Source organism: Patescibacteria group bacterium (genome assembly GCA_028711655.1).
Taxonomy (GTDB): Bacteria; Patescibacteriota; Patescibacteriia; order Patescibacteriales; family JAQTRU01; genus JAQTRU01.
Genome location: JAQTRU010000011.1, coordinates 1 through 25,184 on the forward strand (window position 1 = coordinate 1; position 25,184 = coordinate 25,184).

Below are 25,184 nucleotides of genomic sequence, written 5' to 3' on the forward strand. Positions count from 1 at the left end.
TGGAAGAAACTTCATTTTGAGGACTGGGGTGCGTAGCGCCGATACCGATTAGGTCTTATATAAATAATGTTTTGGTTAAAACGCCGGGCAGTAAGATTAATTTTAAGGGGCTGGATAGGAAGATTGTTTGCGAGTGCTTTAGGCAATAAGACAACTAGTAAATAGACAACTAGACAACTAGAAGTTTAACTATTCTTTATGTCTAGCGAGACAATTAAACATTTTACCCAACTTTTTGCTTGGCAGAAAAATCATAACTTGGTCTTGCAAGTTTATAAATTAACTAAAAAATTTCCTAAAGATGAACTATTTGGTTTAGTAAGTCAAATAAGAAGAGCAGTCTGCTCTATTACCGGTAATATCGCCGAAGGATATGGCCGGTACCACTATAAGGATAAAATTAGGTTTTATACTATTGCTAGAGGCTCATCAGCCTAAGTGCAGAATTATCTGATCATTGCTAAAGATTTGGGTTATATTACCGAAGATGACTTAAACAGAATAAAGGTGGTAAGTTATGAAGGATATAAGTTAATCTGCGGACTTATCCAGAGCACTGATAAATTTAAGGATAGATAACCGATTTATTTGAGGTAGATTCTATCATTCTAATTCTTAATCAAAACTTCCAGTTGTCTATTTACTAGCTGTCTAGCTGTCTATTATATGAAAAAAATTAAAATAAAAATTAATGGCAAGAAAATAAGCTGCCAGCCGGGGAAAACTATAATGGCGGTAGCGCGGGAAAACGGAATTTTTATTCCCGGGCTTTGCTATCACCCGGATTTTCCCACCAAAGGGAATTGCCGGATTTGCGTTGCGGAAATAAAAGGAGAGAAAAAACTTTGCCTATCTTGCCAAAGGAAAGCGGAAGATGGAATGGAAATATGGACCGACACGGAAAGAGTTAAAAAAACGCGTAATTTGAATATTGAGCTTATTTTTGCCGCGCATATTGAAAAATGCCCAACTTGCATCTGGAATGTCCATTGCGCTCTCCTGGATTTAGCCGAAAGGTACAAAATAGAGATAAAACGTTTTCCCGACCGAAAGGGACGCAGAAAAATTTATAAATTCGCCAATGCCGTGGAAATTGACGGAACCCAATGCATTGATTGCCGCAATTGCCTTGACGCCTGTTCCCTTCTGCAGAACATCAATTATTTAGAATTAAAAGGCAAAGGAGTTGATCAGGAAATAGTGCCGACTAAAAATAAAAAAATTGATTGTATTTATTGCGGGCAATGCGCGGTTCATTGTCCGGTTGGCGCGGCCCAGGAGCAAAGCCAGTGGGAAGCCGTGGAAAAAGATTTGGCGGACAAGAAAAAAATCATGGTTGCCCAATTCGCTCCGTCTATCCGGGTTAGCATTGGCGAGGAATTTAATTTGCCTTATGGCAAGATTCTAACCGACCAAATCGTGGCCGGGTTGAAAGAGCTTGGCTTTAATCATATTTTTGATGTGAGCTTCGGGGCTGATATGACGACTATGGCAGAAGCAGAGGAGCTGCTGGAACGGCTGAATAATAAAGAAACCATGCCTTTAATAACTTCCTGCTGCCCGGCCTGGGTAAAATATGTTGAATTTTACCATCCGGAATTGATTCCCAATTTAACTACGGCCCGCAGCCCGCATATCCACCTTGGCGGGGCAGTAAAGACTTACTGGGCGGATAAAATGAAAGTTAACTCCAAAGATATCGCGGTTGTTTCCGTTATGCCCTGCACGGCCAAAAAATTTGAAGCCTCCCGTTCGGAATTAAAAGTGAAAGGAAATTTTCCGGTTGACTATGTTTTGACAACGAGAGAGTTCGCCTGGCTTTTAAAAAAGAACAATATAAATTTTCCCAAATTAAAACCAATTAAGGCTGATAATGTCTTGGGGATTTATAGCGGAGCCGGAGTTATTTACGGCGGCAGCGGCGGGGTGATGGAAGCGGCTCTGCGCACCGCCCAATTTTTAGCTTGCGGAAAAAACAAAGGAAAAGTTTGTAAAACCAAGCTTGAATTTAAACAAGTGCGCGGCCTAAAAGATGTTAAAGAAACCGCAGTAACTGTGGCAGGGAAAAAGTTACGGGTAGCGGTAGTAAATGGGATCGGCAACATAGAACCGGTTTTGGAAAATTTAGGCAAATATGATTATATAGAAGTGATGGCCTGTCCCGGCGGTTGTATCGGCGGAGGCGGGCAACCCATCCCCACCACTGATGAAATTAGAAAAAAAAGGATGGACGCTTTATATAAATTGGACAAAAGCAAAAAAATAAGAAAAGCCCATGAAAATAAAGGAGTTTTGGAAGTTTTAAAATGGTTAAATGGGCAGGGTAAACTGGAACATCAGGTGCTGCATACGGAATATAGCAAAAAATAACCAATAATCAAGAAACAAGGATACAAACAAATTCCAATATCCAATAATCAAATAATATGCCTAGTTTTGATTTAGAAGAAAGAACTGCGGAATTTGCCAGAAGAGTAATACGTTTATGTAAAGCCTTGCCGAAAAATTCGATAAATAATAGATTGATAGGGCAAACTGTTGGTTCGGCAGGTTCAGTAGGCGCTAACTACAGAGAAGCGAATGATGCTTTAGGTAAAAAAGATTTTATTTATAGACTAAAAATAGCCAGGAAAGAAGGGAAAGAAATTATTCATTGGTTGGGGTTGATAGAAGAAGCAAATCCAGAATTTAAGTCAAGAATGCAAAAGATTCAACAAGAGGCCAGAGAATTAAAGAATATTTTATCAGCGATAATTTGTAAAACGGAAAAGAAAAGATAATTTGGTTATTGGAATTTGAATTTTGGAATTTATTTGATTATTGTATCTTGTTTCTTGTATCTTATAAAATTATGTTATATACAGAAGAACAAACCATAGCTCGCGTGGACGCCCGGGTCATAGCAAAATTTTTGGGCCTGGCCGGCGTAGCCGCGCTTCTGCCGTTTTTTATCCATCTGCAATGGATAACCGGCCCGATTATTAACGCTATTTTGATTTTGATATTGTTTTTAGTGGGAATTAGGAGCGCTTTGGTAGTCTGCCTGATTCCTTCTCTCATGGCCTTGGCTGGCGGTTTATTGCCGGCAATTTTGGCTCCGGTTATACCTTTTATAATGATCAGCAATGTGATTTTTGTTTTAAGCATTGAATGGATTTACAATCAAAACAAAAAAGAAGTTCAAGGCTATTGGCTGGGGGTTTTAGTCGGGGCAGCGTTAAAATTTTTGTTTTTATTGGCTAGCGTAAATTTAATCGGCCGCTTGCTTATCAAACAGGAGTTGACCATAAAAGTGGCGCAAATGATGAGCTGGACCCAATTCGCCACCGCCGTGGCTGGCGGTTTGATTGCCTGGCTGGTATTAAGATGGTTAAAGAGGTTTTAGATCGCATAATGGACTTGTCCGCCGGAGCTTTAGCGGAGGAGGATAACGCATAACGAAAGAACTTAATGGATAAAAATTATGAAAAATAATGGATATAAATATCCTCGAGTTGGCGTCGGCGTGATGATCCAAAATGATAAAGGCGAAGTGCTTTTAGGCCTGCGCCAGGGTTCGCATGGGGCCGGGGAATGGAGTTTCCCGGGCGGTCATCTGGATTTTGGAGAAACTATTTTTGAAACTGCCAAAAGAGAAGTTAAGGAAGAGACGGGTTTGGAGGTGGAAGAATTTGAGCTGATATCCGTATATGATGAGTTGCGTTATTTAAAAACAGACAATAAACATTACTTGGGTTTGGGGGTTAAAGCCGAATATAAGGGCGGTGAGCCAAGGGTAATGGAGCCGGACAAGTGCCAAGAGTGGGAATGGTTCAGCTTAGACAATTTACCAACCAAAATGCTAGACAATACAGAAGGCATTATAAAAAACTATAAAGCCGGAAAGATTTATCAGGGCTAAAAAATTATTTTTAAAGATAAAACGCCGGGTTATTAAAATTCGGCGTTTTTTTGATTGACTTTAAGAAAAAAATATGATAGCATGAAAAACTGAATATAAATAGAAATTTTTGTTCTTTTTGGGGAGGAGGCAAAGAAAATGAAGACAGGTTTAGTTGGTTTATTGAGCCGGATAGGAATAACGCCGGATTCAAAGCCCCATGGTTCAGGGTTTCAGGGCGAATTAGTAAAAGTTTTTATCGGTTTCATCAGAACGGAAATGGCAAAGGGCCAGTGCGAGGAGGCTTTGGGAATTTTTAAGACTGTTTTGATTTTTGATTCCCGGCCTGATTTAGTAGGTTTTGCCGAAAGAGTTTTGGAGGGGGCTCCTATTTTTGCCGCCCTGGTGGCGAAGATGGCTGTTGATGAAATTATAAATAAATTTGACGTGGAGAGAGAAAAGGCCAGGGAGCTTAAAACTTTGGCGGAAAAATATGCCGAAGAAACCCGAAGGGCGGAGCCTATTTAGGGGTAGTTTGCTAAAAAGCAGATTACCCTTATTTTTTTGACTAAATTTTTGTTTTTTAGTATTATTTAAAGTAGATTATGCCAATAAAAATTGGCTTTTTTAGCTTTTTAAGGATTAATAATATGGATAAAAGGATGAATATACCGGGGTATGTTCAAGAAATAATAGCCAAATTAGCCAAAGCGGGCTTTGAAGCTTATATTGTAGGCGGATGCGTGCGTGATTTATTTATGGAAAAAGAACCAGGGGACTGGGATATAACTACGGAAGCGCATCCGGAAGAAATTTTAAAGGTTTTTTCGGAAGGCAAATATGAAAATAAATTCGGAACGGTTTTAGTCCCAATCAAAGATAAAAAAGGCAAAACTGAAGACGTTGCGGAGATAACCACTTACCGTAGTGAGCAGGGCTATAGCGACCGCAGGCATCCGGACCAGGTGAAATTCGAAGACAGTCTGGAAAAAGATTTGGAAAGGCGGGATTTTACAATAAACGCGATGGCGGTAAAACTAAAAACTAAAAGCGAGAAACTAAAAGGAGACGATTGTGAAATTGTTGATTTGTTTGGGGGGCGGAAGGATTTGGAGAAAAAGATTATTCGGGCGGTGGGCGAGCCGGAGGACAGGTTCAAGGAAGACGCTTTGCGCCTGTTGCGGGCCATTAGATTTTCCTGCCAGCTTGGCTTTGCGATTGAGCCAAAAACGGAGAGAGCCATAAAAAAAATGGCGGGTGGAATTAAATTTGTTTCCCAGGAAAGAATAAAAGACGAACTTATTAAAATTCTAAAAACCAATAAGGCTTATGAAGGCATGATGCTTGTTCATAACAATAAATTATTGCAGTATATTTTACCGGAACTGGAGCGGGGAGTCGGGGTTGAACAAAACCGGCATCATATTTATACGGTTTTTAACCATTCGGTTCTGTCATTAAAATATTGCCCAAACAAGGATTGGCGGGTAAAATTCGCGGCTTTGCTTCATGACATTGCCAAGCCGCAGGCCAAAAGGATTATTAAGGGCGACGCCACTTTTTATAACCATGATATTATCGGAGCCAAAGTCGTTAAAAAAATAATGCAAAGAATGAAATTTTCCAATAAAGATACGGAGAAAGTGACAAATTTAATCCGCCACCATATGTTTTATTATAATGTCGGAGAAGTAACCGAGGCTTCGGTCAGGCGATTGATTAAAAAAGTGGGCGAGGGAAATTTGGCGGATTTAATTGATTTGCGGGTGGCAGACCGGCTTGGTTCGGGCGTGCCCAAGGCCAAACCTTATAAATTGCGGCATCTTGAATATATGATGAAAAAAGTAAGACAAGACCCGATTTCGGCCAAGATGCTAAAAATTAACGGCGACGATTTGATTAAATTGTTGAAAATAACTCCGGGACCGAAAATCGGAGCGATTTTGGACGTGCTTTTGTCTGAAGTGATTGAAGATCCGAAATTGAATGATAAAAAATATCTGGAAAAAAGGAGCAGAGAATTAAATAAGATGGAATTAAGCCAGTTGCGGGACAAAGCTAAAAGTAAAATTGAAGAGAAAAAGATGGAGGATGATAAAGAATTAAGGGGGGAGTTTTGGGTAAAATAAATTTACAAATTACAAATCTATTACAAATATACAAATAATTATTTAAATTTTAGGTGAAATTAGTAATTACAGAGTTAACTCTGCAATTAATATTCATGCAGAAATTATTTATTGAGAACAGAAAAAAGCAAAAAATTGCGGTAATAGTGGAAGGGGGCGAAAATACCAAGGGATTGGTTTTTGTTATGCATGGCTTGGGCGGGTTTAAAGAACAGCCGCATATTGCCACTTTTGCTAAAGCTTTTTTGGAAAAAGGGTTTACGGTGGTGCGTTTTGACACGACTAATTCAATTGGCGAAAGCGATGGGAAATATGAAGACGCTACTACTACTAATTATTATGAGGATCTGGAAGATGTAATTTCGTGGGCCAAAAAACAGGAGTGGCATGAGGAACCGTTTTGGCTGGTAGGCCATAGTTTAGGCGGGATTTGTATTACTTTATACGCGCAAAATTATCCGGAAAAAGTAAAAGCTGTTGCCCCCATTTCAACGGTAGTTTCAGGCCAATTAAGCCGAGAGGCTCATACAAAAGAAGAAATGGCTGATTGGGAGAAAACCGGCTGGCAGATTAGAAAAAGTAACAGCCGGCCCGGCCTTATAAAGAAATTAAAATGGTCGCATATGGAAGATAGGTTAAAGTATGACTTATTGCCAGAAGTTAAAAAATTGGCAATGCCAATACTTATGGTTGTTGGCGATCAGGATGATAGCACTCCAGTTGAACATCAAAAAATATTATTTAAAGCTTTGCTAGGCAAAAAAGAGTTGCATATTATAAAGGGCGCGTCGCATACTTTTAGGGATGAAGAGCATTTAACTGAGATTAAAGGAATATTTTTAAAATGGATAGAGGAAATAATACAAAACACGTAATATATAACCTAAAACACAGAATGAAAATTATGGAAAATTAAGAATTACAGAGTCCTGCCTGCCGCCTGCCTGTCCGGTAGGCAGGGCAGGCAAGTAACTCCGTAATTAATCCCGTGGTTAAAATTATGAAAAATCTAAAAGTATTGGAAAGAATATATTTTACCTTCCTGTTTATAATATTTTTTTTGGTGGTTTTAACTCCCGCCCTGGTAAAATGCGGATTTTTCTTTATCAAAGAGGAATTTTTGGAGATGGAAATAATATTATTTCTCTTCGCTATCGGTTATATTATCTTGAAATTATATCGGCGGGAAGTGGCTAAAAATTTAGAAGAGTTGGAGAAAATAAAGAGGGAAAAGGGGAGTTTGGAGGCTAGGATGATGGAAGCCTTTAAATATATTGGGGAAGTGAATGTGCAAATTCAGGAGATCAGGTCAATTTTTTCGAGCATAAAAAAAATTCCCGAAAACAAAAAAGATTTTAGATATATTTTAAAATTTTTCTCTGATAAAATTCTGGGCATCGTTAACGTTGGCTGGGTAGCCATAAGGATTATAGACAGGCAAAGCTCCGTGAGTTTGCAGGAATATTATGGAACGCGGGGAGGCGTTTCCCCGGCCAAGCAGAAAATAAACAATAACGATTTGTTAAGGAATAAAAAATTAGGCGGTTGCAGGATTATAACCTCCAGCCAAGAAAATTTCCGCATAAAAACTTTTTGCATAATTCCCGAGCAAAAAATCAGCCGGGATCAGGAAGATTTGATAAGGGGAATTATAAATCAGCTGGAGATGCTTTTTGTGATATTTTCTTCCAATTATTATAAGGGAGGCCATTTAAGGGTAAATAAATAACAGTAAAATAAATTATGGATAAAGCAGAAGTTTATTTCATTAAATTGAACGAATTAAATAAGATAAAAAATTTACTGCCTGAATTTCCCCCGCCTTTGGGGGTAAAAGTCCATTTTGGCGAGGAGGGCAATGTTACTTATCTGCCGGCGGCTTACGTTAAAGAGATAGCGGGGATGGTGGAAAATCCGGCTTTAGTGGAATGTAATGTTTTATATAAGAGTCCAAGGAGCCAGGCGGAGACGCATAAAAAATTGGCGCGCGAGCATGGCTTTGATTTCGCGGAAATTGATATTCTTGACGGCGAGTTTGGGGATGATGTTGATTCTATAAAAATCAAAGGCGAATTTTTTAAAGAATGCTTTTTGGGGAGCGGCTTGTCTAAATACAAATCATTATTGGTAATTTCTCATTTCAAAGGCCATATCAGTTCCGGTTTTGGAGGATCCATAAAAAATTTAAGCATGGGCCTGGCAGGCAGAAGAGGAAAACTTGCTTTGCACGCGTTTGTCAAACATCAGGTTGAACAAGAAAAATGCACGGCTTGCGGCGCCTGCATCGCCAACTGCCCGGCAGAAGCGATAGCTTTTGATGAAAGCGGCAAAGCTAAGATTAATATTGGCAAATGTATCAGCTGCTCAAAGTGCATAGCGGTTTGTCCGACAAGCGCGATTTCCATTCCCTGGGGAGAAAAGGATATAAGTATTTTCAGGAAAAGACTGGCCGAGTACGCCTTAGCTGGAATCAAGGGTAAAAAATGTTTTTATATAAATTTTTTAGCTAATATTACAAAACTTTGTGATTGCGCCGGAGAAAAAATGGAGCCGATGACTGATGATATTGGCATCTTAATTTCGGCTGATCCGGTGGCGATTGACCAGGCGTCTTATGATTTGGTGGTTAAACAATGCAAAGATTTTGCCAAACAGAACGGGGATGAGCAGTTGGAACATGGGGAAAAGATTGGCTTGGGGACAAGGGGATACGAGATAATAGCTTTGTGAAGAGATAAGAGTTATAAGTGAGAATTTAGAAGTAAGAAGGTGAATAGTTACTTAGGTACTTGGGGGTTAGGCAATAATAATAAAATCAATAAACCATTTTACATTTATTTGTATATTTGTAATAAATTTGTAATTTATAGATATGAATTTTCCTTTTATCGCTAATCTTTGTTATATTTTAAATAATAATGGCGAAGTGCTCCTGCAATGCAAGAGCCGGGGATTTGGGAAAGGCAAATGGAACGGGCCGGGCGGAAAGCAGAATCCGGGTGAAACCATAGAAGAAGCGTCGATCCGGGAAATAAAGGAAGAGACTGATATAACCGTGAAAAATTTAAAAAAGATGGGCGAGCTTGAATTTGTTTTTGTGGATAACGAGGCATCTAATTTTTTAACTCATGTTTTTATCTGCCGCGACTGGGAAGGCGAGCCGAGAGATATGGGCGAAGGAGAATTAAAATGGTTTAAAATTGACGAAGTGCCATTGGATAAAATGTGGGATGATGACCAGTATTGGCTTAAACCTTTGCTTAGGGGCGAGTATCAGCACAAAAGATTTTATTTTGATAAAGAGGGAAAAGTGATAAAATATGAGAAAATATAACTATAAAAAAGCAAGAGAAGAAGTAAGGAGGATGGTTAAGGGAGCTTGTTATTCAGCCAAGAACAACTTTTCCTATACCGCCTGGCAATATCATATTCTGCCCGTAGTAAAGCATAGTTTGGTTTTGGGCAGGAAATTAAAAGCGGATTTGGAGGTCCTGGAATTAGCGGCCTATCTCCATGACTACGCCGGAATTTTGGATTATAAATTATACAAGAATCATCACTTGCATGGCGCAAGATTAGCTGGTAAGATATTGGCTAAGCTGAATTTTCCGCGGGAAAGGATAAAAAAAGTCCAGGAATGCATTATCAGCCACCGCGGCAGCGTCAGGCTGGAGCACAAAAGCAAAGAAGCCAAAATTTTAGCTTCGGCTGACGCTATGTCGCATTTTACCGAATTGGCTGATATGTTTTATTTAACTTTTGGCATTCATGGATATAAAACCCTGGAAGGGGCGAGATGGCTAAAAGCAAAACTGGAAAGAAGCTGGGCTAAAATTATGCCGGAAGGCAGGAAAATAGTCAGGGCTGATTATGAAACAGCCAAAAAAATTATAAATAAAGCGGTTTCGCATAACGCATAAGGCGTAACGCATAACATTTAAGTGAGTAGAGTATGAAAAAGTTATTTTTATTAATTATAATTTTATTTATTGCCTCTGGCTGTGTCCGGGAGACTGGCAGAATAACAGAAGAGAATGCTCCAGAAATTGCATCTACCTATGATGAGAGAGGAGTAGTAGAGAGGATAAATGATATCAATGAAGGTATGACGCCAAAATTAAAGCCAACAAAGAAATCGTCTGCGCCAAGCGATACTATCGGAGAAAATCAGATTCAATTGGAAGATTTAGCTTCCGGAACAAGCCAGGCCGTGCTTAAAACCAATTTCGGCGATATCGCCGTGGCTTTTTATAGCCAGGAGTCTCCTTTAACTGTTAATAATTTTTTGAATTTGGCTAAAGCCGGATTTTACAACGGCACAAAGTTCCACCGCGTAATAAAAGATTTTATGATCCAAGGGGGAGACCCTTTAAGTAAAGACGATGATTGGTCAGATGACGGCACGGGCGGGCCGGGTTATAAGTTTCAAGATGAGATTAATGAACATAAACTGGCGCGGGGCAGTCTGGCTATGGCCAATTCCGGGCCAAATACCAACGGTTCGCAGTTTTTTATCGTTACGGCCGAGTCTACGCCCTGGCTTGATGGCAAACACACTAATTTTGGCTATGTGGTAAGCGGTATGGAAGCGATAGATGAAATTGAGGCGGTGGAAGTCAACGGGAATGACCATCCGCTCCAAGATGTTATGATAGAAAGCATAGAGTTGATAGGGAAGTAGATTTTAGATTTTAATTTTAGCTTTTAGCTGTTAGGGCCTGTAGCTCATCTGGTAGAGCGCTACGTTCGCATCGTAGAGGCAAGGAGTTCGAGTCTCCTCAGGTCCACCAGTATAAAAATAAAATAATATCCGCCAAAGGCGGACCCGCCTTTGGCGGGAAATAATATAAAAATATGGAACAAGATAAAAACACCCAAGATTCCGGCGAGGAAAAGAAAAAAAATTTTACCAATGGTTTAATTGAATTTTTGAAAGAATATTCGGTAATTGGCCTGGCCATCGGCGTTATTGTCGCCCAGACTTCAAAAGATTTGATTGATTCAATCGTTAAAGGTATTTTCACCCCCCTTATTAATTTGATAGTGCCGGGAGAAAAATTTTCCAATTTAGCTTTTCATATTTCCGGCACGCGTTTTGATGTTGGTTCCATAATCAGTTCTTTTTTGACGTTTATTATCGTGATGGTGATTTTGTATGTGGTAGTCAAGAAAATTTTAAAAAGGGATGATTTGATAAAAAAGAAGTAATTTTGCAATTTTATCGGGGTGTGGCCTAGTGGTTTACCTGCCTGCCGGTAGGCAGGGGGCGCCACGGTCTGCTCCCCACCATATAAATTACGGGGTGTGGCCTAGTGGTTTAGGGCGCCACGTTCGGGACGTGGAGGTCGGAGGTTCAAATCCTCTCACCCCGACTAAATAATAGTATAATCGCAAAATGGCGCGGGATGAAGGACGTGGAGGTCGTCCCGCCCTTCGCGAAGGGCGGGACGACCCCGACATTAAGATATGCCCCCAAAAATATTAAAAATTTTAGCGGTTGTTTTGGCGGTTTTAATTATGGTTTTAGTCCTTTGGATTAAATTAATGCCGAAAGAAAAAATTTCTTTTTTGGCCGGAAAAGATAATTTGGCGGCAAAGGCGCTTTGCCTCTATCCGGTAAAAATTCAAGGCAGTTCTATGGAGCCGGTTTTTTCCGCCGGGAAGTTGGTTAACCTCAATAAATGTTTTGAAGAAGAAAGGTTGGCAGTTGATACTATTGTTATGTTTAAAAGCGGTAATATCAAGAGAATAGGGAGGGTGAGGGAAGTGAGACAGGGGGAGAGCGGGATTTTCTATAAAGTTTCCCAGGAAGCCAGGCCGGGAGAAGTAAGCGATGTTTATCCTGATATGGTTGAAGCGATTTACAATCAATAGAATCATGAACCCCGTTAGAAATTTTATTACCCTAGAATCTATAACGGGTATAACCATCTTTTATTATGGATACTGTGAAAATTTCTAACGAGGTGAAAAATAAAGAGATTACTCTGCCTAAATTAAAAAGATTATTTGATATTTTTTTTTCTCTTATTTTTTTAATATTTACTTTGCCCATTTTTATTTTAATCTTGGCAGCCATTTTTGTTGAGCATATTTGCCGGGGCTGGTTAAAAGCGCCTTTATTTTATTGCGAAAAAAGAATTTCGCAGGGAAAAAGTTTTAATCTTATAAAATTTAATATTTTTTCCGCTGAGGTTTTCCGTAAATTGAAAGAGAGCCAAGAAATAATAAATCTGAAAAAAATTGAGGGAGACGGAAAAAATTTAATATTTTTTGGTAGAATTATTCAGAGAGTTTATTTTGATGAATTACCGCAGGTTTTTAATGTTTTAAAAGGGGACTTAAGTTTTGTCGGTCCCCGGCCGGTTAACCCGAAAATTTATCAGGATATTTTGGCTAGAGGGATGAGAACTAAATCTTTAATCAGAGCCGGCCTAACCGGCCCTTATCAGGCCCATAAGGGCGAGTCGGGCGTTGACCAGGACAAATTAGACAGAGAATATATTGATTTTTGCCGGAATAATTCCGGCTGGAAAGTGGTATTATTTGATATAAAAATAATCCTGCGCACGTTTTTAATAATTTTTCGGGCCCAAGGAATTTAGTTTAAAAGTTTTTATTATAATTTTTTTATGTTATAATATGAGTATAATAATTAACTTTTAAAAGGCATGCGAAAATTAAACGCATTAGATTGGATTGCCTTGGTTTTGGCGATTATCGGCGCTTTGAACTGGGGTTTGGTCGGACTTTTTAAGTTTGACCTGGTGGCAGCTATTTTCGGCGATATGTCAGCCATTTCCCGTATTATCTATGCCTTGGTGGGTATAGCGGCCATTTATGTGGTGGCGATTGCGGCTAAATTAGGAAAGAATTAAAAAAACGATCCAAGGAGTTGTTAGAGCTCGCTTTTGCATGAAAGCGGGCTCTAATTATGTGGTATAATAGTATAATGAGAATTTGGAAAATAATAATCATAATATTTTTCTTTTTTCCAACTTCTGTCTGGGCGCAAAGTTTGGGGGAAAAGCTGTCCGGCCGGATTCTTCTTAACGTTGAAGGCAAGGGCGAGGCCTGGTATGTTTATCCGGAGGATAACAAGCGCTACTATCTCGGCCGCCCGGCAGACGCTTTTTCCGTTATGCGGGAGTTGGGTTTGGGCATTTCCGAAATTGATTTCCAAAGAATCGCTCAGGCCGGGATGCCGGTTGCCGGCGACCGGGCTTTAGCCAAGAAATTGGCGGGCAGGATAATCCTGCAAGCGGAGAAAAACGGCGAGGCTTGGTATATAAATCCTTTAGATTTGAAGAAATACTATTTGGGACGTCCGGCTGACGCTTTCCGGATTATGCGTGAGTTATCCCTGGGCATCACCCGTGAAGACTTGGCCGAGGTCCATAAGCCGGGTTATGACGAGTCTATAAATGAATACAGCAGATATGAGCATAAAAAAGAAATTATCGCTTCTTCCGGGAAATTTTTTGTTGACGTGGTGGAAATAGATTTAGCCAATCCCAATCTGGAAATTATTACCGATACCGCAGACGATGATAATTGCCAAAGGAATTGCCGGGCAAAGCCCTTGGCTAAATTTGTTATAGCCAACGAAGGGTTTGCCGGAATCAACGCCACTTATTTTTGTTCCGGCGGCGGCTGCGGGGGGATTAATTATTATTTTTTTCCGGTTTATAACTCCCGCTTAGGCAAACTTATAAATGGGGATCAACTTAAATATTGGACGACCGGACCGATTATGGCTTTTGACATTAATAATAAATTTTATTATTTTAAAGATAGCCGGGAATTTGTGAGCGTAAATAATTTTGAGGAAAAATACGGGGTAAAATTGCGGGCGGCTTTGGGGAATAAACCGCGTTTAATTGAAAACGGCATGAATTTGTTGATAGATTGGGACATTGACGAATCGCAGTTGAAAACAAAAGCCTTGCGCAATGGTCTGGCCTATAAAAACGGAAAAATTTATTTAGTTGTCGCCCGAGCCGCCACCGTGCCTGATTTGGCGGAAATTATGAAAGCCATGGGGATGGAATACGCTTTGAATCTGGATGGGGGAGGATCTTCGGCCTTGTTTTATAACGACGAATACATGGTCGGGCCGGGGAGGAATATTCCCAATGCCATTATTTTTAGAGAAAAATAATCATTAATTTAAAAGTTATTAACTCTGCCGGAGATTTAGATTCCGCAGAGCATAACAAAAAATATATGGAGAAATTTAGCTGGGTGAGAAAAAATTTATTTATTATCGCTGTTTTTATTTTGGTTTTAATTGTCGGCTTAAGCATTGGCTGGTTTTTGGGCAGAAGCAAGGGCGAGGGCAATTTTGATGCCGGGCAGAGTTTTATTGGCGGCCAAAGGGCGGCCCAGGAAGACGAAATATTGGAAAAAGACGGCTTTTCCGTTTTGCTTCCGAAGGGTTGGCAAGAAGCGGGAGCGCCGACCGGCGTTTCCGCCATGGTAGTCAACGCCGGAGAGGAAATTACCGACCCGGCTTTGGAGAGAATAAATTTCAGGAGTTATTACACGGTTTCTTATGATACCTTGGGGGAGAGAACCGTTGAAGATTATATTGGTTATATCAAGGAGATGGTGAAGCAATTCGCGCCGGAAATTATTTTCACTTCGGAAGGAAATTTAAAGATTAGAGACCGCGACGCTTATAAATTGGAAGCGGATTTGAACCAGAGCGGAGCCAGTTTCAAAGTCCTTATATTTTTAATCAGGGGCGAGGATGATGACATCTGGAATATGTCGTTTAATTCCGGAATTTTCAATTGGGAGAAGAACAGGGAAGAGTTTGGCAAAATAGCGGACAGTTTTTCCGTTAAATAATTTTTTATGCTTCTTGGATTCAAAAAAAGCTTGAAAAAAGAAGGAGTTATATATTTAAGGGTGAAAGCGAGGCCGTCCGCCGCCAAGACCGCAATCAGGGAAATAATGGCGGATGGGACGATAAAAATTGATATAGCCGCTCCGGCGGAGAAAGGCCGGGCCAATCGGGAATTGATAAAATTTTTAGCCGGCGAGTTTGGCGCGGGGAAAGAGAAGGGGACCCTAGTAAGTGGAGCAAGAGAAAAATTAAAATTAATAAAAATAACAAAATAAATTTTATGGCGGTAAATTTGGAAAAATTAAAAAAAGAAAATTATTTTTCCCTCAAGGACATCAATCCGGTTGTTCGGTTTTTGACTATTTCCGATATTTTGATATTGAGCGGATTTGGCTTGATTGCCCCGATTTTTGCCGTTTTTATCGTTAATACAATAGAGGGCGGCAATCTGGAGGTGGCAGGAATAGCTTCCGCTATATTTTTGTTTTCCAGAAGTTTGATTCAGATTCCGGCGGCGACCATAATAGATAAAATCAAGGGGGAAAGAGATGATTTTTGGGCTCTCTTGATTGGTTCTCTTCTTTTTAGTCTCGTGCCAATAGCTTATCTTTTTATTTCTTCTCCCCTCCAGCTTTATTTAGCGCAATTCGTTTACGGCGTAGCAACCGCCTTCACTTACCCGTCTTGGCTGGCGATTTTTACTCGCCATATAGACAAAGAACATGAAGGCTTGGAGTGGGGAATATACCAAACCCTAGTTGACCTGGGCGGAGCGGCGGCCGCTTCTTTGGGAGGATTTCTAGCTTATAAATTCGGTTTTAGTATTCTTTTTTTGCTGGTTAGCGCTTTTTCTTTTGCGGGTTCCTTGTTTCTTCTGGGGATTTACAGAAAAATGAGGATCGGCTATATTTTTTCTAAAAGATAATTTTTTTAAATTATGGAAGGCAAGAAAAAAACAAATATTCCGGTTCATATCGGCATCATTATGGACGGCAACCGGCGCTGGGCGCGGGAAAGGAATTTGCCGACTTTAGACGGGCATCTGGCCGGTTACGAGAAAATGCGGCAGGCGCCGGAATGGTTTTTTTCAAGAGGGGTAAAGATCCTTTCCGTTTTCGCTTTTTCCACGGAAAACTGGAATCGCGGCCAGGAAGAAGTTAATTATCTGATGAAATTATTAAAAAAAGCTATTGACGAAGAAATAGAAGACATAAATAAAAAGGGCTATAAAATTTTAATCAGCGGCAAGATTGATGAATTGCCGGGTGATTTGCCGGAAAGCTGCCAGGAAGCGATAAATAAAACAAAAGATAACCAGAAAGGAACTTTGAATATTTGTTTAAACTACGGCGGCCGGGCAGATTTAGTGGATGCTATTAAAAAAATGATAAAAAATAAAATAAAAGCCGAGCAGGTGCATGAGGGTTTAATTAAAAAATATTTATATAACGGGGAATTGCCTGACCCGGACATAATTGTGCGGACTTCGGGAGAAGAGAGAATATCAGGCTTTCAGCTTTGGCAGGGCGCTTACAGCGAATTATTTTTTATGGAAAAGTATTGGCCGGAGTTTGAGGAAAGAGACGTGGATTTGATTCTGGAGGAATATGCCAGCCGGAAGAGAAGGTTTGGGGGAGACGGGGAGTAAAAATGAATAATGAATAATGAAAAATTAAAAGTGTACAAAGATTTTTTGTGCATTTTTTGTTTGCTATTTTGGTTAAATTTTGCTAATTTTATAGTATGGCAAACGTGAGTTTTAAAAATAGCCAAACACCGCTAGCTGATAGAATCAGGCCGGAAATATTGGAAGATTTTCTTGGTCAAGACGAGATTGTGGGGGAAGGAAAATTATTACGGCAGGCAATTAACGCTGATCGTTTGCCCTCCGTAATTCTTTGGGGTCCGCCCGGATCGGGTAAAACCACCCTGGCTTTTATTATTGCCAAACAAACAAAATCGGAATTTGTGAAATTCAGCGCTGTCACCAGCGGTGTAAAGGATTTGAAAGAAGTTATTATCAGGGCGGAAGAAAGCAAAAGACTCGGTAAAAATACGATTTTATTTATTGATGAAATTCATCGTTGGAACAAAGCTCAACAAGACGCGCTCTTGCCCCACATAGAAAGAGGCACGGTTGTTTTGATTGGCGCTACTACTGAAAACCCCAGCTTTGAAATACGCGGAGCTTTATTATCTCGTTGCCGAGTATTAGTTTTGAAGCAATTAGGCAATGAAAATATTGTTGAAATTATTAATAGGGCTCGGAAAGATAAAAAAAACGGTTTGGGAGGTATGGGAATAAAGATGGATAAAAAAGCCGTTGATGTTTTAGCGCAAATGAGCAACGGCGATGCTCGCGTCGCTTTGAATGTTTTGGAATATGCCAGCTCAATAAGTAAAAAAATTACTTTTGATATAGTGAAGGAAGCATTTCAAAAATCTTATCTTCTTTACGATAAAAATGGAGAAGAACATTATAATATAATTTCCGCTTTACACAAATCAATGCGTGGTTCAGATCCAGATGGAGCTTTATATTGGTTGGCGCGGATGCTGGAGGCCGGAGAAGACCCTCTTTACGTAGCGCGTCGATTGGTCCGTTTTGCCTCAGAAGATATAGGCCTGGCTAATTCACGGGCCTTGGAGCAGGCCGTAGCGGCCTATAATGCCTGCCATTTTATCGGTTTGCCCGAATGCAACGTCATTTTAGCCCAAGCCGTGGTTTATATGGCCAAATGCGAAAAATCCAATGATTTATACGTGGCCTATGGCAAAGCCGCTCGGGACGTGAAAGAATTTGGCAATCTGCCGGTGCCGCTTCATATCAGGAACGCGGAAACTGACTTGATGAAAGATTTGGGCTATGGCAAAGGATACAAATATTCGCCTAATTATGATTATAAAGAAAAGCAGGAATATTTACCCGAAGAACTAAGGGGGAGAAAATATTTATAAAATGAAAAGTTAAAAGCGAAAAAAATTTAAGGGACTTAGTCGCCTTAATGGCGACTAAGTCCCCATACTCCGATATATGGATTTAAGCATCATTATTATTTCCTGGAATGTCCGGGAAAAATTGAGAGAAAATTTAAAAGCCCTTGAGCAAAGCCGGGGCGGTTTAGATATGGAAATTTTTGTCGTTGATAATAATTCCGAAGACGGGTCGGCCGAGATGGTAAAAAAAGAATTTCCAGAGGTGAAATTGATCGCCAACCATGATAATTTGGGTTTTGCCAAAGCCAATAATCAGGCCATAAAGCAGGCAAGTGGCGATTTTATACTTCTTCTTAATCCGGATATGCGCGTTTTTCCCGAGACTCTAAAAAATATGGCGGATTGGATGCGGCAGAACAAGCAGGCGACAATAGCCGGCTGCCATCTGGTTAATAAAAAAGGCGAGACCGTGAAACAAGTTCGCCGTTTTCCAAGGCTTTGGGACCAGTTAGCGATTGCCCTGAAGGCGCCGCATATTTTTCCGAGGATTTTGAATAAATATCTGCGGAACGGTTTTGATTATGAAAAATTCGCATCGGTTGATTCTATCCGCGGCTCTTTTTTTATGATTAGGCGGGAGGCCATTGAAAATATCGGGTTATTAGATGAAAGATATTTTATTTGGTTTGAAGAAGTGGATTATTGCCAACGGGTTAGAGAATCCGGCGGACAGGTTTGGCATGCGCCCGCGGCAAAATGTCTGGATTATGTTGGCCGGAGTTTTAATCAGTTGCCGCGAGGCAGGGCGCAAAAGTATTTCCGCGATTCGCAGTTGGTTTACTTCAGAAAATGGCAGCCGCTTTGGCAATATTGGATTTTGAAATTAGCCTGGATACCCGGGATTATTTTTAGTTTCTTGGGGAGAGGTTTGGGAATAAAGAGCCGGACCAAGACTTAAGTAAAATTAATTTTTAAAGAATTTTTTATGGGAATAAGAAAAATAGGCCAATACGGAAAAATCATCGGCAGTAAAAAATTAAAAGAAATTAGGGAAGAAGCGGAACCCCTAAGGGGCAAATACATCACTCACATTAACTCCACTTATTATGTCGGGGGCGTAGCGGAAATTTTGGACAGCCTAGTTCTTTTAATGAATGATTTGGGCATCAAGGCCGAGTGGCGACTTTTAAAGGGAAGCGAGCCCTTTTTTAAAATTACCAAGCTTTTTCACAACGGCGCCCAAGGGGCCCGCGTTAAAGTTGATTCAAAAATTAAAAAAATTTACGAAGAGATTTGCGAAAAGAATTCGGTTTTTAACCATTTTGGAAAAAGCGATTTGGTTATCGCCCATGATCCGCAGGTTTTGCCCCTGATAAAATTTTGCCAAAAAATCCAGCCTTGGGTTTGGCGCTGCCATATGGATATTACCGAGCCGGATAAGGAGCTCTGGAAGTATTTAAAGACTTTTATAAACAAATATGATGAAGTTATTGTTTCCGATGAGAAATACCGCAAGAGCGACATAAAGCCGCCGCAAACCATCATCATGCCGTCAATTGACCCTTTGAATGAAAAAAACAGAAAAATAAATGAAAAAACGGCCAAGAAGGTTTTGCGCGAGCTTGGCATAAAGTTAAATAAGCCGATTATCAGCCAGATTTCCCGTTATGATTTCTGGAAAGACCAGGTCGGAGTCGTAAGAGCCTTTGAGATCGCCAGAAAGAAAGCCAACTGCCAGCTGATCTTATTGGGCAATTTAGCCACTGATGACCCGGAAGGAGACGGAGTTTACAAGGAAGTTTTGAGAATGGCCAAGGGGAAAGATGATATCAAGGTAATATTGAAAGACGACATCATTATCGCCAACGCCCTCCAGAGATTGTCAGCCGTAGTCCTGCAAAAATCTTTGCGCGAGGGCTTTGCCCTTACTGTTAGCGAAGCCCTTTGGAAAGGCACGCCGGTAATAGGTGGTAATGTCGGCGGCATCCCCAACCAGATTATTGACGGCCAAAACGGCTATTTGGTAAATAACATCAAGGAATGCGCCGACAGAATAGTTGAACTTTTGGGAAATGGGGAAAGGCGCAAGAAAATGGGAGAATTCGGCCGGGAATACGTAAAAGAAAATTTTTTAATAACGCGGCACCTGCTTGACTATATAAAATTATCCAAAAGGCTTTTGGGGTTAAAAAATTAGGGAATTAGAAAAATAAAATAAGCCGTGATTCGCTCGCGGCTTATTATTTTTAATTTTCCTCCTGCAAATTTTGGCAAAGTCAGCCCATGCGGACCATTTTTTTTAAGCTGCGGGAATTTTCTTGCCCGCAGATAGCCAGGCCGAAATTATAAAACCGTCGGTTGCCGATCTTGTCATGCCATCTTTTTTCCAATTCTTTGTGAGTCAAGTAGCTGCGGGAGAGTATCCACGGGTCTTCAAAGATGATTTTTTCAGCGGTACAGCCAACCGCCACCGCGTAATGCCCGTCATCCCAGTGCCGGCTCCAGTCTTCAACTTTTTTCATCGGCCAGGCCTGAAGGAGAAGGATTACCGGTATCCCCCTGCCAATATAATTTTTCACCTCCTCAATCGTCATTCTTCCGGCCTGGCATTTCAGGCCGTATTTTTTTACGGTTTTTTTCATGCCGCTGATCGGGGTGCCGTCCTTGGTGGTGCCCGCCATTTCCATTATGTCGTCTTCGCGGGCATGGATGCCATAATAGGCAAAAACCGCTTGCAGAGCTTTTGGCCCGCAGTCCCAGACATAAGTTTGGATTAATTCCGGCAATTTTATCATTTTCATAGTTCACTCCTTCAGAAGGGGTTAATTATTTTTTGCTTGTCCGGTGAAATAATTCGTTTCCAATTGGGCGTATTTGGGCCAGTTTATGAATTCTTTTTTATATAGGTTGTGTTTTTTGATGACATAAAAATTAGCGAAAGCCAACGACGGAAAAAGGCCAGACAAAAATCTGGCGATTGTTTTTGGAAAAGGATAAAATTGCGAACCGCGGAATTGCTCTATCCGGCAGAAGGAAGCGCCTATACTGCGGTAGAAGAAGGCCACATCCTTTTTGGAAAAGACGCGGACATGAGCCGATATGAGCTTATTACCGGTCGGATGCCAGCCCAAGGCCATAAGGAAGCGATTATGCAGGGACAAGAGATTGGGCGCGCCCATAAAAAATACGCCGTTCACTTTCAAGCACCTGAATATTTCATGGTTTATCCAAAAAATTTCTTTCGTATGCTCAAGAACCTGGTTGGCAATAATGAAATCAATTGATTCGTCTTCAAAGGGCAGTTTGTCTTTTTCTATATCGGCGGAAATATGCTTTATGCCAAGCGATTCAAGTTTTTCCCTGTTCCAGGAGCCGAAATCCACGCCGAACAGTTCGGCTTCCGGATGGCATCGTTTGATTATGGACAGGTCGTCTCCGTTTCCGCATCCGATATCCACGCATTTTATTATTTTAATGTCCTTGGCGACTTTTTCAAGTATGTGCCGGCCGTACGTTTCGTTGTGGTCCACGATAGCCAGGCGGCTTGTCGAGCCGGGGATAACTTTTTTATAAATCATAATAAAAAAAACGTTGAAAGAATTAATTCTCGGAATAAACCCATGGGTTTGCCGTTATTTATGAGCGCGGGACATTATGCCATTAAAACCGAAGCAATGAAAAAATAAATTAAAACGCTTAAAACGTCCTGGATAATCGTGGTGAAAGGGCCGCTTCCTATAGCCGGATCATTTTTGGATTTCACGAGAAGAAAGGGGATGCCTATGGCGAAAATCGTTGCGGCGATGATTGAACAGAAGACGGCAAAACCGATAACCGCGCCCAGCAATTGGGATTGCCAGGCGATCAGGGAGATGCCCGCGATGACCAGCCAGCAGACGGCGCCGATTAAAGCGGAGACGCCTATTTGTTTCAGGCCATACTTCAGGATAGGCACCTTTTGGGAAACAGCAAGGTCGCGTATATACAAAGTTTGAGTTTGCGCCCCGACCGCGTTTGCCATATACACTATCAGGGGTATAAAGGCGGCGAGAATCACTTCTCTTTCAAGAATGCCCTCAAAACCGCTTATTATTTTGGCCGCCAGCAGCCCTCCGAACAGGCCGACTATAATCCAAGGGGTTCTGTGGACAAAGCTCTTGAAAACGGATAATTTGCCTCCGTCCGCCGAATTATTGGGAATAATGCCCGACATTAGCATAAAATCTTCATTGGCTTCATCGGCAAGGATGTTTAATATGTCATCGCTTGAGACAACTCCTATAAATTTATTTTCCTTGCCAACAACCGGAACCGATTTGATATTGTTTTTTAAAGCCAAATAAGCCACTTTTTCCTTGTCCGTGTCCGGCCGGGCTTTTACGATATCCGTGGCCATATAGTTTCTGATATACGCCTCCGGCGAACAGCCAAAAAGCTCGTGGATTGATATAATCCCTTTAAGTTTTTTACTTTTGCTCAAAACGTAGATATAATTAATGGTTTCAAACTTGGCCGCGTTTTCCAGAATATATTTTTTCACTTCTTCCGCCTTTTGGTCCGAACCGCAAGTTGGAACTTTTGTGGTTATTTTTCCCGTTGAATTTAATAATCTCATAAATTTTTAGTTTTTTTGTTATTAATCCATTCTTTGTTGATCCATTTTTTGTCAATGGCCTCTTCCAAATCAATTCCCAGCAAATGCGCGTTGACTATGGCCATGCCCACAACATCGGCCAATTCTTTCGCCACTTGTTTTTTTGAAATTTTTTTCGGCAAATGTTTTTCCGGCCGGCTTTTTTTCCGGTGGATCAGAACCGCCTGGGCGAGCTCTCCGACTTCTTCGTACAATTTCAAAAGCGCGAAATCCGCATCTATTCGCACGTTATATTTTTTGCCGTAATCAATGGCGTTTTTTACAACCTTATTTTGAAGTTCTTTGAAATCCATAATGAATAAAAATTATATTTCATATTACGATGCGATTGAGAGGAATTTCGGATAAAGCCTTTATGTTTTTTCCCATTTTTCTCTTTTTCCGGGAACTGCGAAAAAGACAGGATTTATCTCTATTTTTTTCAATAAATTTATTTTTTTGTATTTTCCCCCGTCTCTTAACTTGAGTTTTTTTAACAGATGTTTAAATTCGAATTTAATTTGTCCCGAATTAACAGGAATTTTATTTTTCAATTTAACGATTTTTATCTTTTTTTTATCAAAATTATATCCTCTTTTTTTGGCTTCTTTGTAAATTTCAAAAAGATAAGCGTTAATTGCGGCTAGCGGATTTTTGTAATTTTTAAAACGAATCAATTGCGGATGATATTTATAGCCCTTGGTTTTGCCTTCAAGAACTTTTTTAGCCAGCAAACATTCTCTCCAAACCGCTAACAGCCCCTTTTTATCTAAATATTTTGGATGGATTGACCACAAACGCATTTTTATAACAAGTAATTAATATTAAGATACACGTTTCTGCGTATTTGAAGTTTTTGCCTTGCTTCCTTGTTATAGTTTGTAAAGTATCGGATGTAAATTAAACTTTTATGTTTAAATGCTCTCGTATTTTATCATCAAGCGAGAAGTCTTTTATTTTTCCGGGCTTTTGCAGTAAATTTACAAAACCCGTTTTGCCATACCGGGGCACTAGGTGCCAATGAACTTGTTTCGCCTCGTCCATGTACAACAGATAGACCTTTTCAACCCCCAACGCTTTTAACATTGCATTTCTGATTTCGTTTACCCTTTTCATTAAATACTCGTAGTTTTTTCTGGTGAGCAGATGCAAATCCGCAACCTTATCTTTCCAGACAACTACCGTATGGCCATCCGTAATAGGTTCATTGGCCAAACAAGCATAAAGTTTTTTATCCTCATAGATTATTGCGTTTTTGTAGGGTTTTGGAAGCATGTAGTTTAATTTTATTTCATATAACGTTCACGTATATTCGGTGTTATACGATGTACGTAAATTTTTTTTAATTCTTCCGGTAATACTTATTTTTAAAGTCGTTCTCGTCTCCGTATTCTGAAAAATTTTCTTGGTGTTTGGGCGGAAATTTATCGCGGTCTTTTTCGTGCTTAATGCCACACCAATAAAGTTCGGTTTCTGCAGCCATCTTTGCCCAATAGCGAATTACACCATTTCCGTAGCCGCAATACATACAGTAAAGCTTTTGAATGAAATTAAGATAAGGCAATTTGGCGCGATCCATTATTTTGATATAGTCTTTGCGCCTAACATAAGGCAGACGCATCAAGGGGAAACAGATTCTATGATACATTTCCGCCCAAACATCCATTATTAATAGTGGCACAACCAAAGTTGAGACCAGAGGAATAACAAGGATATGTTTGAGGAATCTATAAGTATTTTTCAGGTAAATCATATAGTTGATTTTAAAAAATTTGCATATTTAGCATCGGCATTAACAGAAGTTGAGTTCTCCTCGTGACCGAAGGGAACAGAGCTGAGAACTCAATTTGGGAAAATCACGAGCCGAGTGATTTTCCTGTTAATGCCTGTTATATGAGGGTGAGGAGCGTAGCGACGAAAGCGCAGCGTCCCCTTGAGTTTCTGTTGCCCCGTTACTTCTTAGCTATTACATAGAGTTTAGTATAATTCAGCTCCTCTTTTGATTTTGGTTCTCGTTCATAGTGTTTCACAATAGAGAACCCATTTTTAACAAGCAAGTTCTGAACCTCGTCAAAAGAAATGATATTTAAGAAAAGTTTTTCATCGGGTTTGAAAGGTTCATCGATAAAAATTTCCTCTGATTTTCCTCCTTGAAATGCAATATAGATTGCACCATCTTTTTTAAGAATTTGGTGGAATTTTTCTAAAAGAGCAGGAACATCTTTTTTAGGAATATGAATTAGAGAGCAAGAAGCTAAAATTCCATCAAAAGAATTAGGAGGAAAATCTAATGTTCTAATATCTTGCTGTCTAAAATCAATTTGAGGAAATTTTTGTCTTGCAATATTAAGCATTTCTTTTGACAAATCTATACCAATAATTTCAAAACCTTCGGATTCCATAAATCCAGCATCTACTCCTACACCACAACCAACATCAAGAATTTTTGCGTCTTTTGGAAGCAGAGCCAAAAATTCTTCTATATATTCTGAAGGTTTTGAAAACTCTTTTGCATAAGGTTCTGCAATTTTATCATATACAGAACTTGCTTGTTTTGATTTGTCCATAATTATATAAAAAAGAGGAGCTGATACTTAAATGTTTTGAGGGGCAACAGAAATTTCCGATAACAAGTTATATACGAACTTGTTTATTTTTTATTTAAAATAAGGTAAAATAAAATTAAATATGTGTAGTCGGAATATCTTATGGATACATCAATAAATAATAGAACAACAAGATTATCCAGGGATC

Annotated in this window: 33 protein-coding genes and 2 tRNA genes; 27 read left to right on the plus strand and 8 right to left on the minus strand. The window is 40.0% G+C overall.

Features of this window, described 5'->3' with window-relative positions:
* Positions 1-198: 198 nt before the first annotated feature.
* The 27 genes from PHQ42_02055 (at position 199) to PHQ42_02185 (ending at position 19,994) form a co-directional block, all read left to right on the plus strand.
* On the plus strand, positions 199-438 hold the full coding sequence (locus PHQ42_02055) for a four helix bundle protein (GenBank protein ID MDD5071499.1): 240 nt from the start codon (positions 199-201) through the stop codon (positions 436-438).
* 228 nt (positions 439-666) lie between these two features.
* Positions 667-2,370 (plus strand): [FeFe] hydrogenase, group A, encoded by a 1,704-nt coding sequence (locus tag PHQ42_02060; GenBank protein ID MDD5071500.1) that lies wholly within the window; start codon positions 667-669, stop codon positions 2,368-2,370.
* Positions 2,371-2,426: 56 nt separating this feature from the next.
* A complete protein-coding gene (locus PHQ42_02065; GenBank protein MDD5071501.1) occupies positions 2,427-2,780 on the plus strand; it encodes a four helix bundle protein in 354 nt (117 codons plus the stop codon).
* Between the two features lie 71 nt (positions 2,781-2,851).
* Positions 2,852-3,385 carry an ECF transporter S component gene (locus PHQ42_02070; GenBank protein MDD5071502.1) on the plus strand — a complete coding sequence of 178 codons (534 nt, stop codon included), beginning with the start codon at positions 2,852-2,854 and terminating at the stop codon, positions 3,383-3,385.
* A 78-nt stretch (positions 3,386-3,463) separates the two neighbouring features.
* Complete coding sequence (locus tag PHQ42_02075; GenBank protein MDD5071503.1) at positions 3,464-3,901, plus strand: NUDIX domain-containing protein; 438 nt, start codon at positions 3,464-3,466, stop codon at positions 3,899-3,901.
* A 138-nt stretch (positions 3,902-4,039) separates the two neighbouring features.
* Entirely contained in the window at positions 4,040-4,408 is a 369-nt protein-coding gene (locus PHQ42_02080) for a hypothetical protein (protein ID MDD5071504.1), read from the plus strand.
* Between the two features lie 122 nt (positions 4,409-4,530).
* Positions 4,531-6,009 carry a CCA tRNA nucleotidyltransferase gene (locus PHQ42_02085; GenBank protein ID MDD5071505.1) on the plus strand — a complete coding sequence of 493 codons (1,479 nt, stop codon included), beginning with the start codon at positions 4,531-4,533 and terminating at the stop codon, positions 6,007-6,009.
* Between the two features lie 95 nt (positions 6,010-6,104).
* Positions 6,105-6,884: an alpha/beta hydrolase gene (locus PHQ42_02090; protein ID MDD5071506.1), complete on the plus strand. Its 780-nt coding sequence runs from the start codon at positions 6,105-6,107 to the stop codon at positions 6,882-6,884.
* Between the two features lie 125 nt (positions 6,885-7,009).
* Positions 7,010-7,738, plus strand: a complete 729-nt coding sequence (locus tag PHQ42_02095; GenBank protein ID MDD5071507.1) for a hypothetical protein — start codon at positions 7,010-7,012, stop codon at positions 7,736-7,738.
* A gap of 14 nt (positions 7,739-7,752) precedes the next feature.
* Entirely contained in the window at positions 7,753-8,739 is a 987-nt protein-coding gene (locus PHQ42_02100; GenBank protein ID MDD5071508.1) for a DUF362 domain-containing protein, read from the plus strand.
* Between the two features lie 142 nt (positions 8,740-8,881).
* Complete coding sequence (locus PHQ42_02105; protein MDD5071509.1) at positions 8,882-9,343, plus strand: 8-oxo-dGTP diphosphatase; 462 nt, start codon at positions 8,882-8,884, stop codon at positions 9,341-9,343.
* Positions 9,330-9,929, plus strand: a complete 600-nt coding sequence (locus tag PHQ42_02110; protein MDD5071510.1) for an HD domain-containing protein — start codon at positions 9,330-9,332, stop codon at positions 9,927-9,929. Before PHQ42_02105 ends, PHQ42_02110 begins: the two co-directional genes overlap by 14 nt.
* 236 nt (positions 9,930-10,165) lie before the next feature.
* Positions 10,166-10,690 (plus strand): peptidylprolyl isomerase, encoded by a 525-nt coding sequence (locus PHQ42_02115; protein MDD5071511.1) that lies wholly within the window; start codon positions 10,166-10,168, stop codon positions 10,688-10,690.
* Positions 10,691-10,723: 33 nt separating this feature from the next.
* Positions 10,724-10,799 (plus strand) — tRNA-Ala (locus tag PHQ42_02120).
* A gap of 64 nt (positions 10,800-10,863) precedes the next feature.
* Complete coding sequence (locus PHQ42_02125; GenBank protein ID MDD5071512.1) at positions 10,864-11,217, plus strand: MscL family protein; 354 nt, start codon at positions 10,864-10,866, stop codon at positions 11,215-11,217.
* Positions 11,218-11,307: 90 nt separating this feature from the next.
* Positions 11,308-11,381 (plus strand) — tRNA-Pro (locus PHQ42_02130).
* Positions 11,382-11,475: 94 nt separating this feature from the next.
* Positions 11,476-11,883 (plus strand): hypothetical protein, encoded by a 408-nt coding sequence (locus tag PHQ42_02135; GenBank protein MDD5071513.1) that lies wholly within the window; start codon positions 11,476-11,478, stop codon positions 11,881-11,883.
* 65 nt (positions 11,884-11,948) lie between these two features.
* Positions 11,949-12,614 carry a sugar transferase gene (locus PHQ42_02140; protein ID MDD5071514.1) on the plus strand — a complete coding sequence of 222 codons (666 nt, stop codon included), beginning with the start codon at positions 11,949-11,951 and terminating at the stop codon, positions 12,612-12,614.
* A 66-nt stretch (positions 12,615-12,680) separates the two neighbouring features.
* Entirely contained in the window at positions 12,681-12,887 is a 207-nt protein-coding gene (locus tag PHQ42_02145) for a DUF378 domain-containing protein (GenBank protein MDD5071515.1), read from the plus strand.
* Positions 12,888-12,943: 56 nt separating this feature from the next.
* Positions 12,944-14,170, plus strand: a complete 1,227-nt coding sequence (locus PHQ42_02150) for a phosphodiester glycosidase family protein (GenBank protein ID MDD5071516.1) — start codon at positions 12,944-12,946, stop codon at positions 14,168-14,170.
* Between the two features lie 65 nt (positions 14,171-14,235).
* Complete coding sequence (locus tag PHQ42_02155; GenBank protein ID MDD5071517.1) at positions 14,236-14,862, plus strand: hypothetical protein; 627 nt, start codon at positions 14,236-14,238, stop codon at positions 14,860-14,862.
* 6 nt (positions 14,863-14,868) lie between these two features.
* Positions 14,869-15,135 carry a DUF167 domain-containing protein gene (locus PHQ42_02160; protein MDD5071518.1) on the plus strand — a complete coding sequence of 89 codons (267 nt, stop codon included), beginning with the start codon at positions 14,869-14,871 and terminating at the stop codon, positions 15,133-15,135.
* 5 nt (positions 15,136-15,140) lie between these two features.
* Complete coding sequence (locus tag PHQ42_02165; protein ID MDD5071519.1) at positions 15,141-15,785, plus strand: MFS transporter; 645 nt, start codon at positions 15,141-15,143, stop codon at positions 15,783-15,785.
* Between the two features lie 12 nt (positions 15,786-15,797).
* A complete protein-coding gene (gene uppS, locus PHQ42_02170) occupies positions 15,798-16,508 on the plus strand; it encodes a polyprenyl diphosphate synthase (GenBank protein ID MDD5071520.1) in 711 nt (236 codons plus the stop codon).
* 95 nt (positions 16,509-16,603) lie between these two features.
* On the plus strand, positions 16,604-17,818 hold the full coding sequence (locus tag PHQ42_02175; GenBank protein ID MDD5071521.1) for a replication-associated recombination protein A: 1,215 nt from the start codon (positions 16,604-16,606) through the stop codon (positions 17,816-17,818).
* Positions 17,819-17,894: 76 nt separating this feature from the next.
* Complete coding sequence (locus PHQ42_02180) at positions 17,895-18,755, plus strand: glycosyltransferase family 2 protein (GenBank protein ID MDD5071522.1); 861 nt, start codon at positions 17,895-17,897, stop codon at positions 18,753-18,755.
* 27 nt (positions 18,756-18,782) lie between these two features.
* Complete coding sequence (locus PHQ42_02185) at positions 18,783-19,994, plus strand: glycosyltransferase (GenBank protein ID MDD5071523.1); 1,212 nt, start codon at positions 18,783-18,785, stop codon at positions 19,992-19,994.
* Positions 19,995-20,073: 79 nt separating this feature from the next.
* On the opposite strand, the gene PHQ42_02190 is transcribed toward PHQ42_02185, so the two are convergent.
* The 8 genes from PHQ42_02190 to PHQ42_02225 all read right to left on the minus strand — a co-directional run bounded on the left by PHQ42_02190 (position 20,074) and on the right by PHQ42_02225 (position 24,997).
* Entirely contained in the window at positions 20,074-20,598 is a 525-nt protein-coding gene (locus PHQ42_02190; protein ID MDD5071524.1) for a cysteine peptidase family C39 domain-containing protein, read from the minus strand.
* Between the two features lie 21 nt (positions 20,599-20,619).
* A complete protein-coding gene (locus tag PHQ42_02195) occupies positions 20,620-21,330 on the minus strand; it encodes a class I SAM-dependent methyltransferase (protein MDD5071525.1) in 711 nt (236 codons plus the stop codon).
* A 119-nt stretch (positions 21,331-21,449) separates the two neighbouring features.
* Positions 21,450-22,412, minus strand: a complete 963-nt coding sequence (locus tag PHQ42_02200; GenBank protein MDD5071526.1) for a magnesium transporter — start codon at positions 22,410-22,412, stop codon at positions 21,450-21,452.
* Positions 22,409-22,744 carry a MazG nucleotide pyrophosphohydrolase domain-containing protein gene (locus PHQ42_02205; GenBank protein ID MDD5071527.1) on the minus strand — a complete coding sequence of 112 codons (336 nt, stop codon included), beginning with the start codon at positions 22,742-22,744 and terminating at the stop codon, positions 22,409-22,411. Before PHQ42_02205 ends, PHQ42_02200 begins: the two co-directional genes overlap by 4 nt.
* A 60-nt stretch (positions 22,745-22,804) precedes the next feature.
* Positions 22,805-23,233 carry a pyrimidine dimer DNA glycosylase/endonuclease V gene (locus PHQ42_02210; GenBank protein ID MDD5071528.1) on the minus strand — a complete coding sequence of 143 codons (429 nt, stop codon included), beginning with the start codon at positions 23,231-23,233 and terminating at the stop codon, positions 22,805-22,807.
* 97 nt (positions 23,234-23,330) lie between these two features.
* Positions 23,331-23,705 (minus strand): HIT family protein, encoded by a 375-nt coding sequence (locus PHQ42_02215; protein ID MDD5071529.1) that lies wholly within the window; start codon positions 23,703-23,705, stop codon positions 23,331-23,333.
* 67 nt (positions 23,706-23,772) lie between these two features.
* Positions 23,773-24,183: a hypothetical protein gene (locus tag PHQ42_02220; protein ID MDD5071530.1), complete on the minus strand. Its 411-nt coding sequence runs from the start codon at positions 24,181-24,183 to the stop codon at positions 23,773-23,775.
* A 199-nt stretch (positions 24,184-24,382) separates the two neighbouring features.
* Entirely contained in the window at positions 24,383-24,997 is a 615-nt protein-coding gene (locus PHQ42_02225; GenBank protein ID MDD5071531.1) for a methyltransferase domain-containing protein, read from the minus strand.
* Positions 24,998-25,184 lie beyond the last annotated feature (187 nt).

Excerpts from the sequence above, each read along its gene's own strand:
- PHQ42_02135 (MDD5071513.1), top strand. The coding sequence starts at position 11,476 with ATGCCCCCAAAAATATTAAAAATTTTAGCGGTTGTTTTGGCGGTTTTA.
- PHQ42_02155 (MDD5071517.1), top strand. The coding sequence starts at position 14,236 with ATGGAGAAATTTAGCTGGGTGAGAAAAAATTTATTTATTATCGCTGTT.
- PHQ42_02090 (MDD5071506.1), top strand. The coding sequence starts at position 6,105 with ATGCAGAAATTATTTATTGAGAACAGAAAAAAGCAAAAAATTGCGGTA.
- PHQ42_02190 (MDD5071524.1), bottom strand. The coding sequence starts at position 20,598 with ATGAAAATGATAAAATTGCCGGAATTAATCCAAACTTATGTCTGGGAC.
- uppS (MDD5071520.1), top strand. The coding sequence starts at position 15,798 with ATGGAAGGCAAGAAAAAAACAAATATTCCGGTTCATATCGGCATCATT.
- PHQ42_02215 (MDD5071529.1), bottom strand. The coding sequence starts at position 23,705 with ATGCTTCCAAAACCCTACAAAAACGCAATAATCTATGAGGATAAAAAA.
- PHQ42_02105 (MDD5071509.1), top strand. The coding sequence starts at position 8,882 with ATGAATTTTCCTTTTATCGCTAATCTTTGTTATATTTTAAATAATAAT.
- PHQ42_02185 (MDD5071523.1), top strand. The coding sequence starts at position 18,783 with ATGGGAATAAGAAAAATAGGCCAATACGGAAAAATCATCGGCAGTAAA.
- PHQ42_02065 (MDD5071501.1), top strand. The coding sequence starts at position 2,427 with ATGCCTAGTTTTGATTTAGAAGAAAGAACTGCGGAATTTGCCAGAAGA.
- PHQ42_02225 (MDD5071531.1), bottom strand. The coding sequence starts at position 24,997 with ATGGACAAATCAAAACAAGCAAGTTCTGTATATGATAAAATTGCAGAA.
- PHQ42_02180 (MDD5071522.1), top strand. The coding sequence starts at position 17,895 with ATGGATTTAAGCATCATTATTATTTCCTGGAATGTCCGGGAAAAATTG.
- PHQ42_02080 (MDD5071504.1), top strand. The coding sequence starts at position 4,040 with ATGAAGACAGGTTTAGTTGGTTTATTGAGCCGGATAGGAATAACGCCG.
- PHQ42_02070 (MDD5071502.1), top strand. The coding sequence starts at position 2,852 with ATGTTATATACAGAAGAACAAACCATAGCTCGCGTGGACGCCCGGGTC.
- PHQ42_02100 (MDD5071508.1), top strand. The coding sequence starts at position 7,753 with ATGGATAAAGCAGAAGTTTATTTCATTAAATTGAACGAATTAAATAAG.
- PHQ42_02165 (MDD5071519.1), top strand. The coding sequence starts at position 15,141 with ATGGCGGTAAATTTGGAAAAATTAAAAAAAGAAAATTATTTTTCCCTC.
- PHQ42_02150 (MDD5071516.1), top strand. The coding sequence starts at position 12,944 with ATGTGGTATAATAGTATAATGAGAATTTGGAAAATAATAATCATAATA.
- PHQ42_02140 (MDD5071514.1), top strand. The coding sequence starts at position 11,949 with ATGGATACTGTGAAAATTTCTAACGAGGTGAAAAATAAAGAGATTACT.
- PHQ42_02200 (MDD5071526.1), bottom strand. The coding sequence starts at position 22,412 with ATGAGATTATTAAATTCAACGGGAAAAATAACCACAAAAGTTCCAACT.
- PHQ42_02175 (MDD5071521.1), top strand. The coding sequence starts at position 16,604 with ATGGCAAACGTGAGTTTTAAAAATAGCCAAACACCGCTAGCTGATAGA.
- PHQ42_02060 (MDD5071500.1), top strand. The coding sequence starts at position 667 with ATGAAAAAAATTAAAATAAAAATTAATGGCAAGAAAATAAGCTGCCAG.
- PHQ42_02125 (MDD5071512.1), top strand. The coding sequence starts at position 10,864 with ATGGAACAAGATAAAAACACCCAAGATTCCGGCGAGGAAAAGAAAAAA.
- PHQ42_02085 (MDD5071505.1), top strand. The coding sequence starts at position 4,531 with ATGGATAAAAGGATGAATATACCGGGGTATGTTCAAGAAATAATAGCC.
- PHQ42_02220 (MDD5071530.1), bottom strand. The coding sequence starts at position 24,183 with ATGATTTACCTGAAAAATACTTATAGATTCCTCAAACATATCCTTGTT.
- PHQ42_02095 (MDD5071507.1), top strand. The coding sequence starts at position 7,010 with ATGAAAAATCTAAAAGTATTGGAAAGAATATATTTTACCTTCCTGTTT.
- PHQ42_02075 (MDD5071503.1), top strand. The coding sequence starts at position 3,464 with ATGAAAAATAATGGATATAAATATCCTCGAGTTGGCGTCGGCGTGATG.
- PHQ42_02055 (MDD5071499.1), top strand. The coding sequence starts at position 199 with ATGTCTAGCGAGACAATTAAACATTTTACCCAACTTTTTGCTTGGCAG.
- PHQ42_02210 (MDD5071528.1), bottom strand. The coding sequence starts at position 23,233 with ATGCGTTTGTGGTCAATCCATCCAAAATATTTAGATAAAAAGGGGCTG.
- PHQ42_02160 (MDD5071518.1), top strand. The coding sequence starts at position 14,869 with ATGCTTCTTGGATTCAAAAAAAGCTTGAAAAAAGAAGGAGTTATATAT.
- PHQ42_02205 (MDD5071527.1), bottom strand. The coding sequence starts at position 22,744 with ATGGATTTCAAAGAACTTCAAAATAAGGTTGTAAAAAACGCCATTGAT.
- PHQ42_02110 (MDD5071510.1), top strand. The coding sequence starts at position 9,330 with ATGAGAAAATATAACTATAAAAAAGCAAGAGAAGAAGTAAGGAGGATG.
- PHQ42_02145 (MDD5071515.1), top strand. The coding sequence starts at position 12,681 with ATGCGAAAATTAAACGCATTAGATTGGATTGCCTTGGTTTTGGCGATT.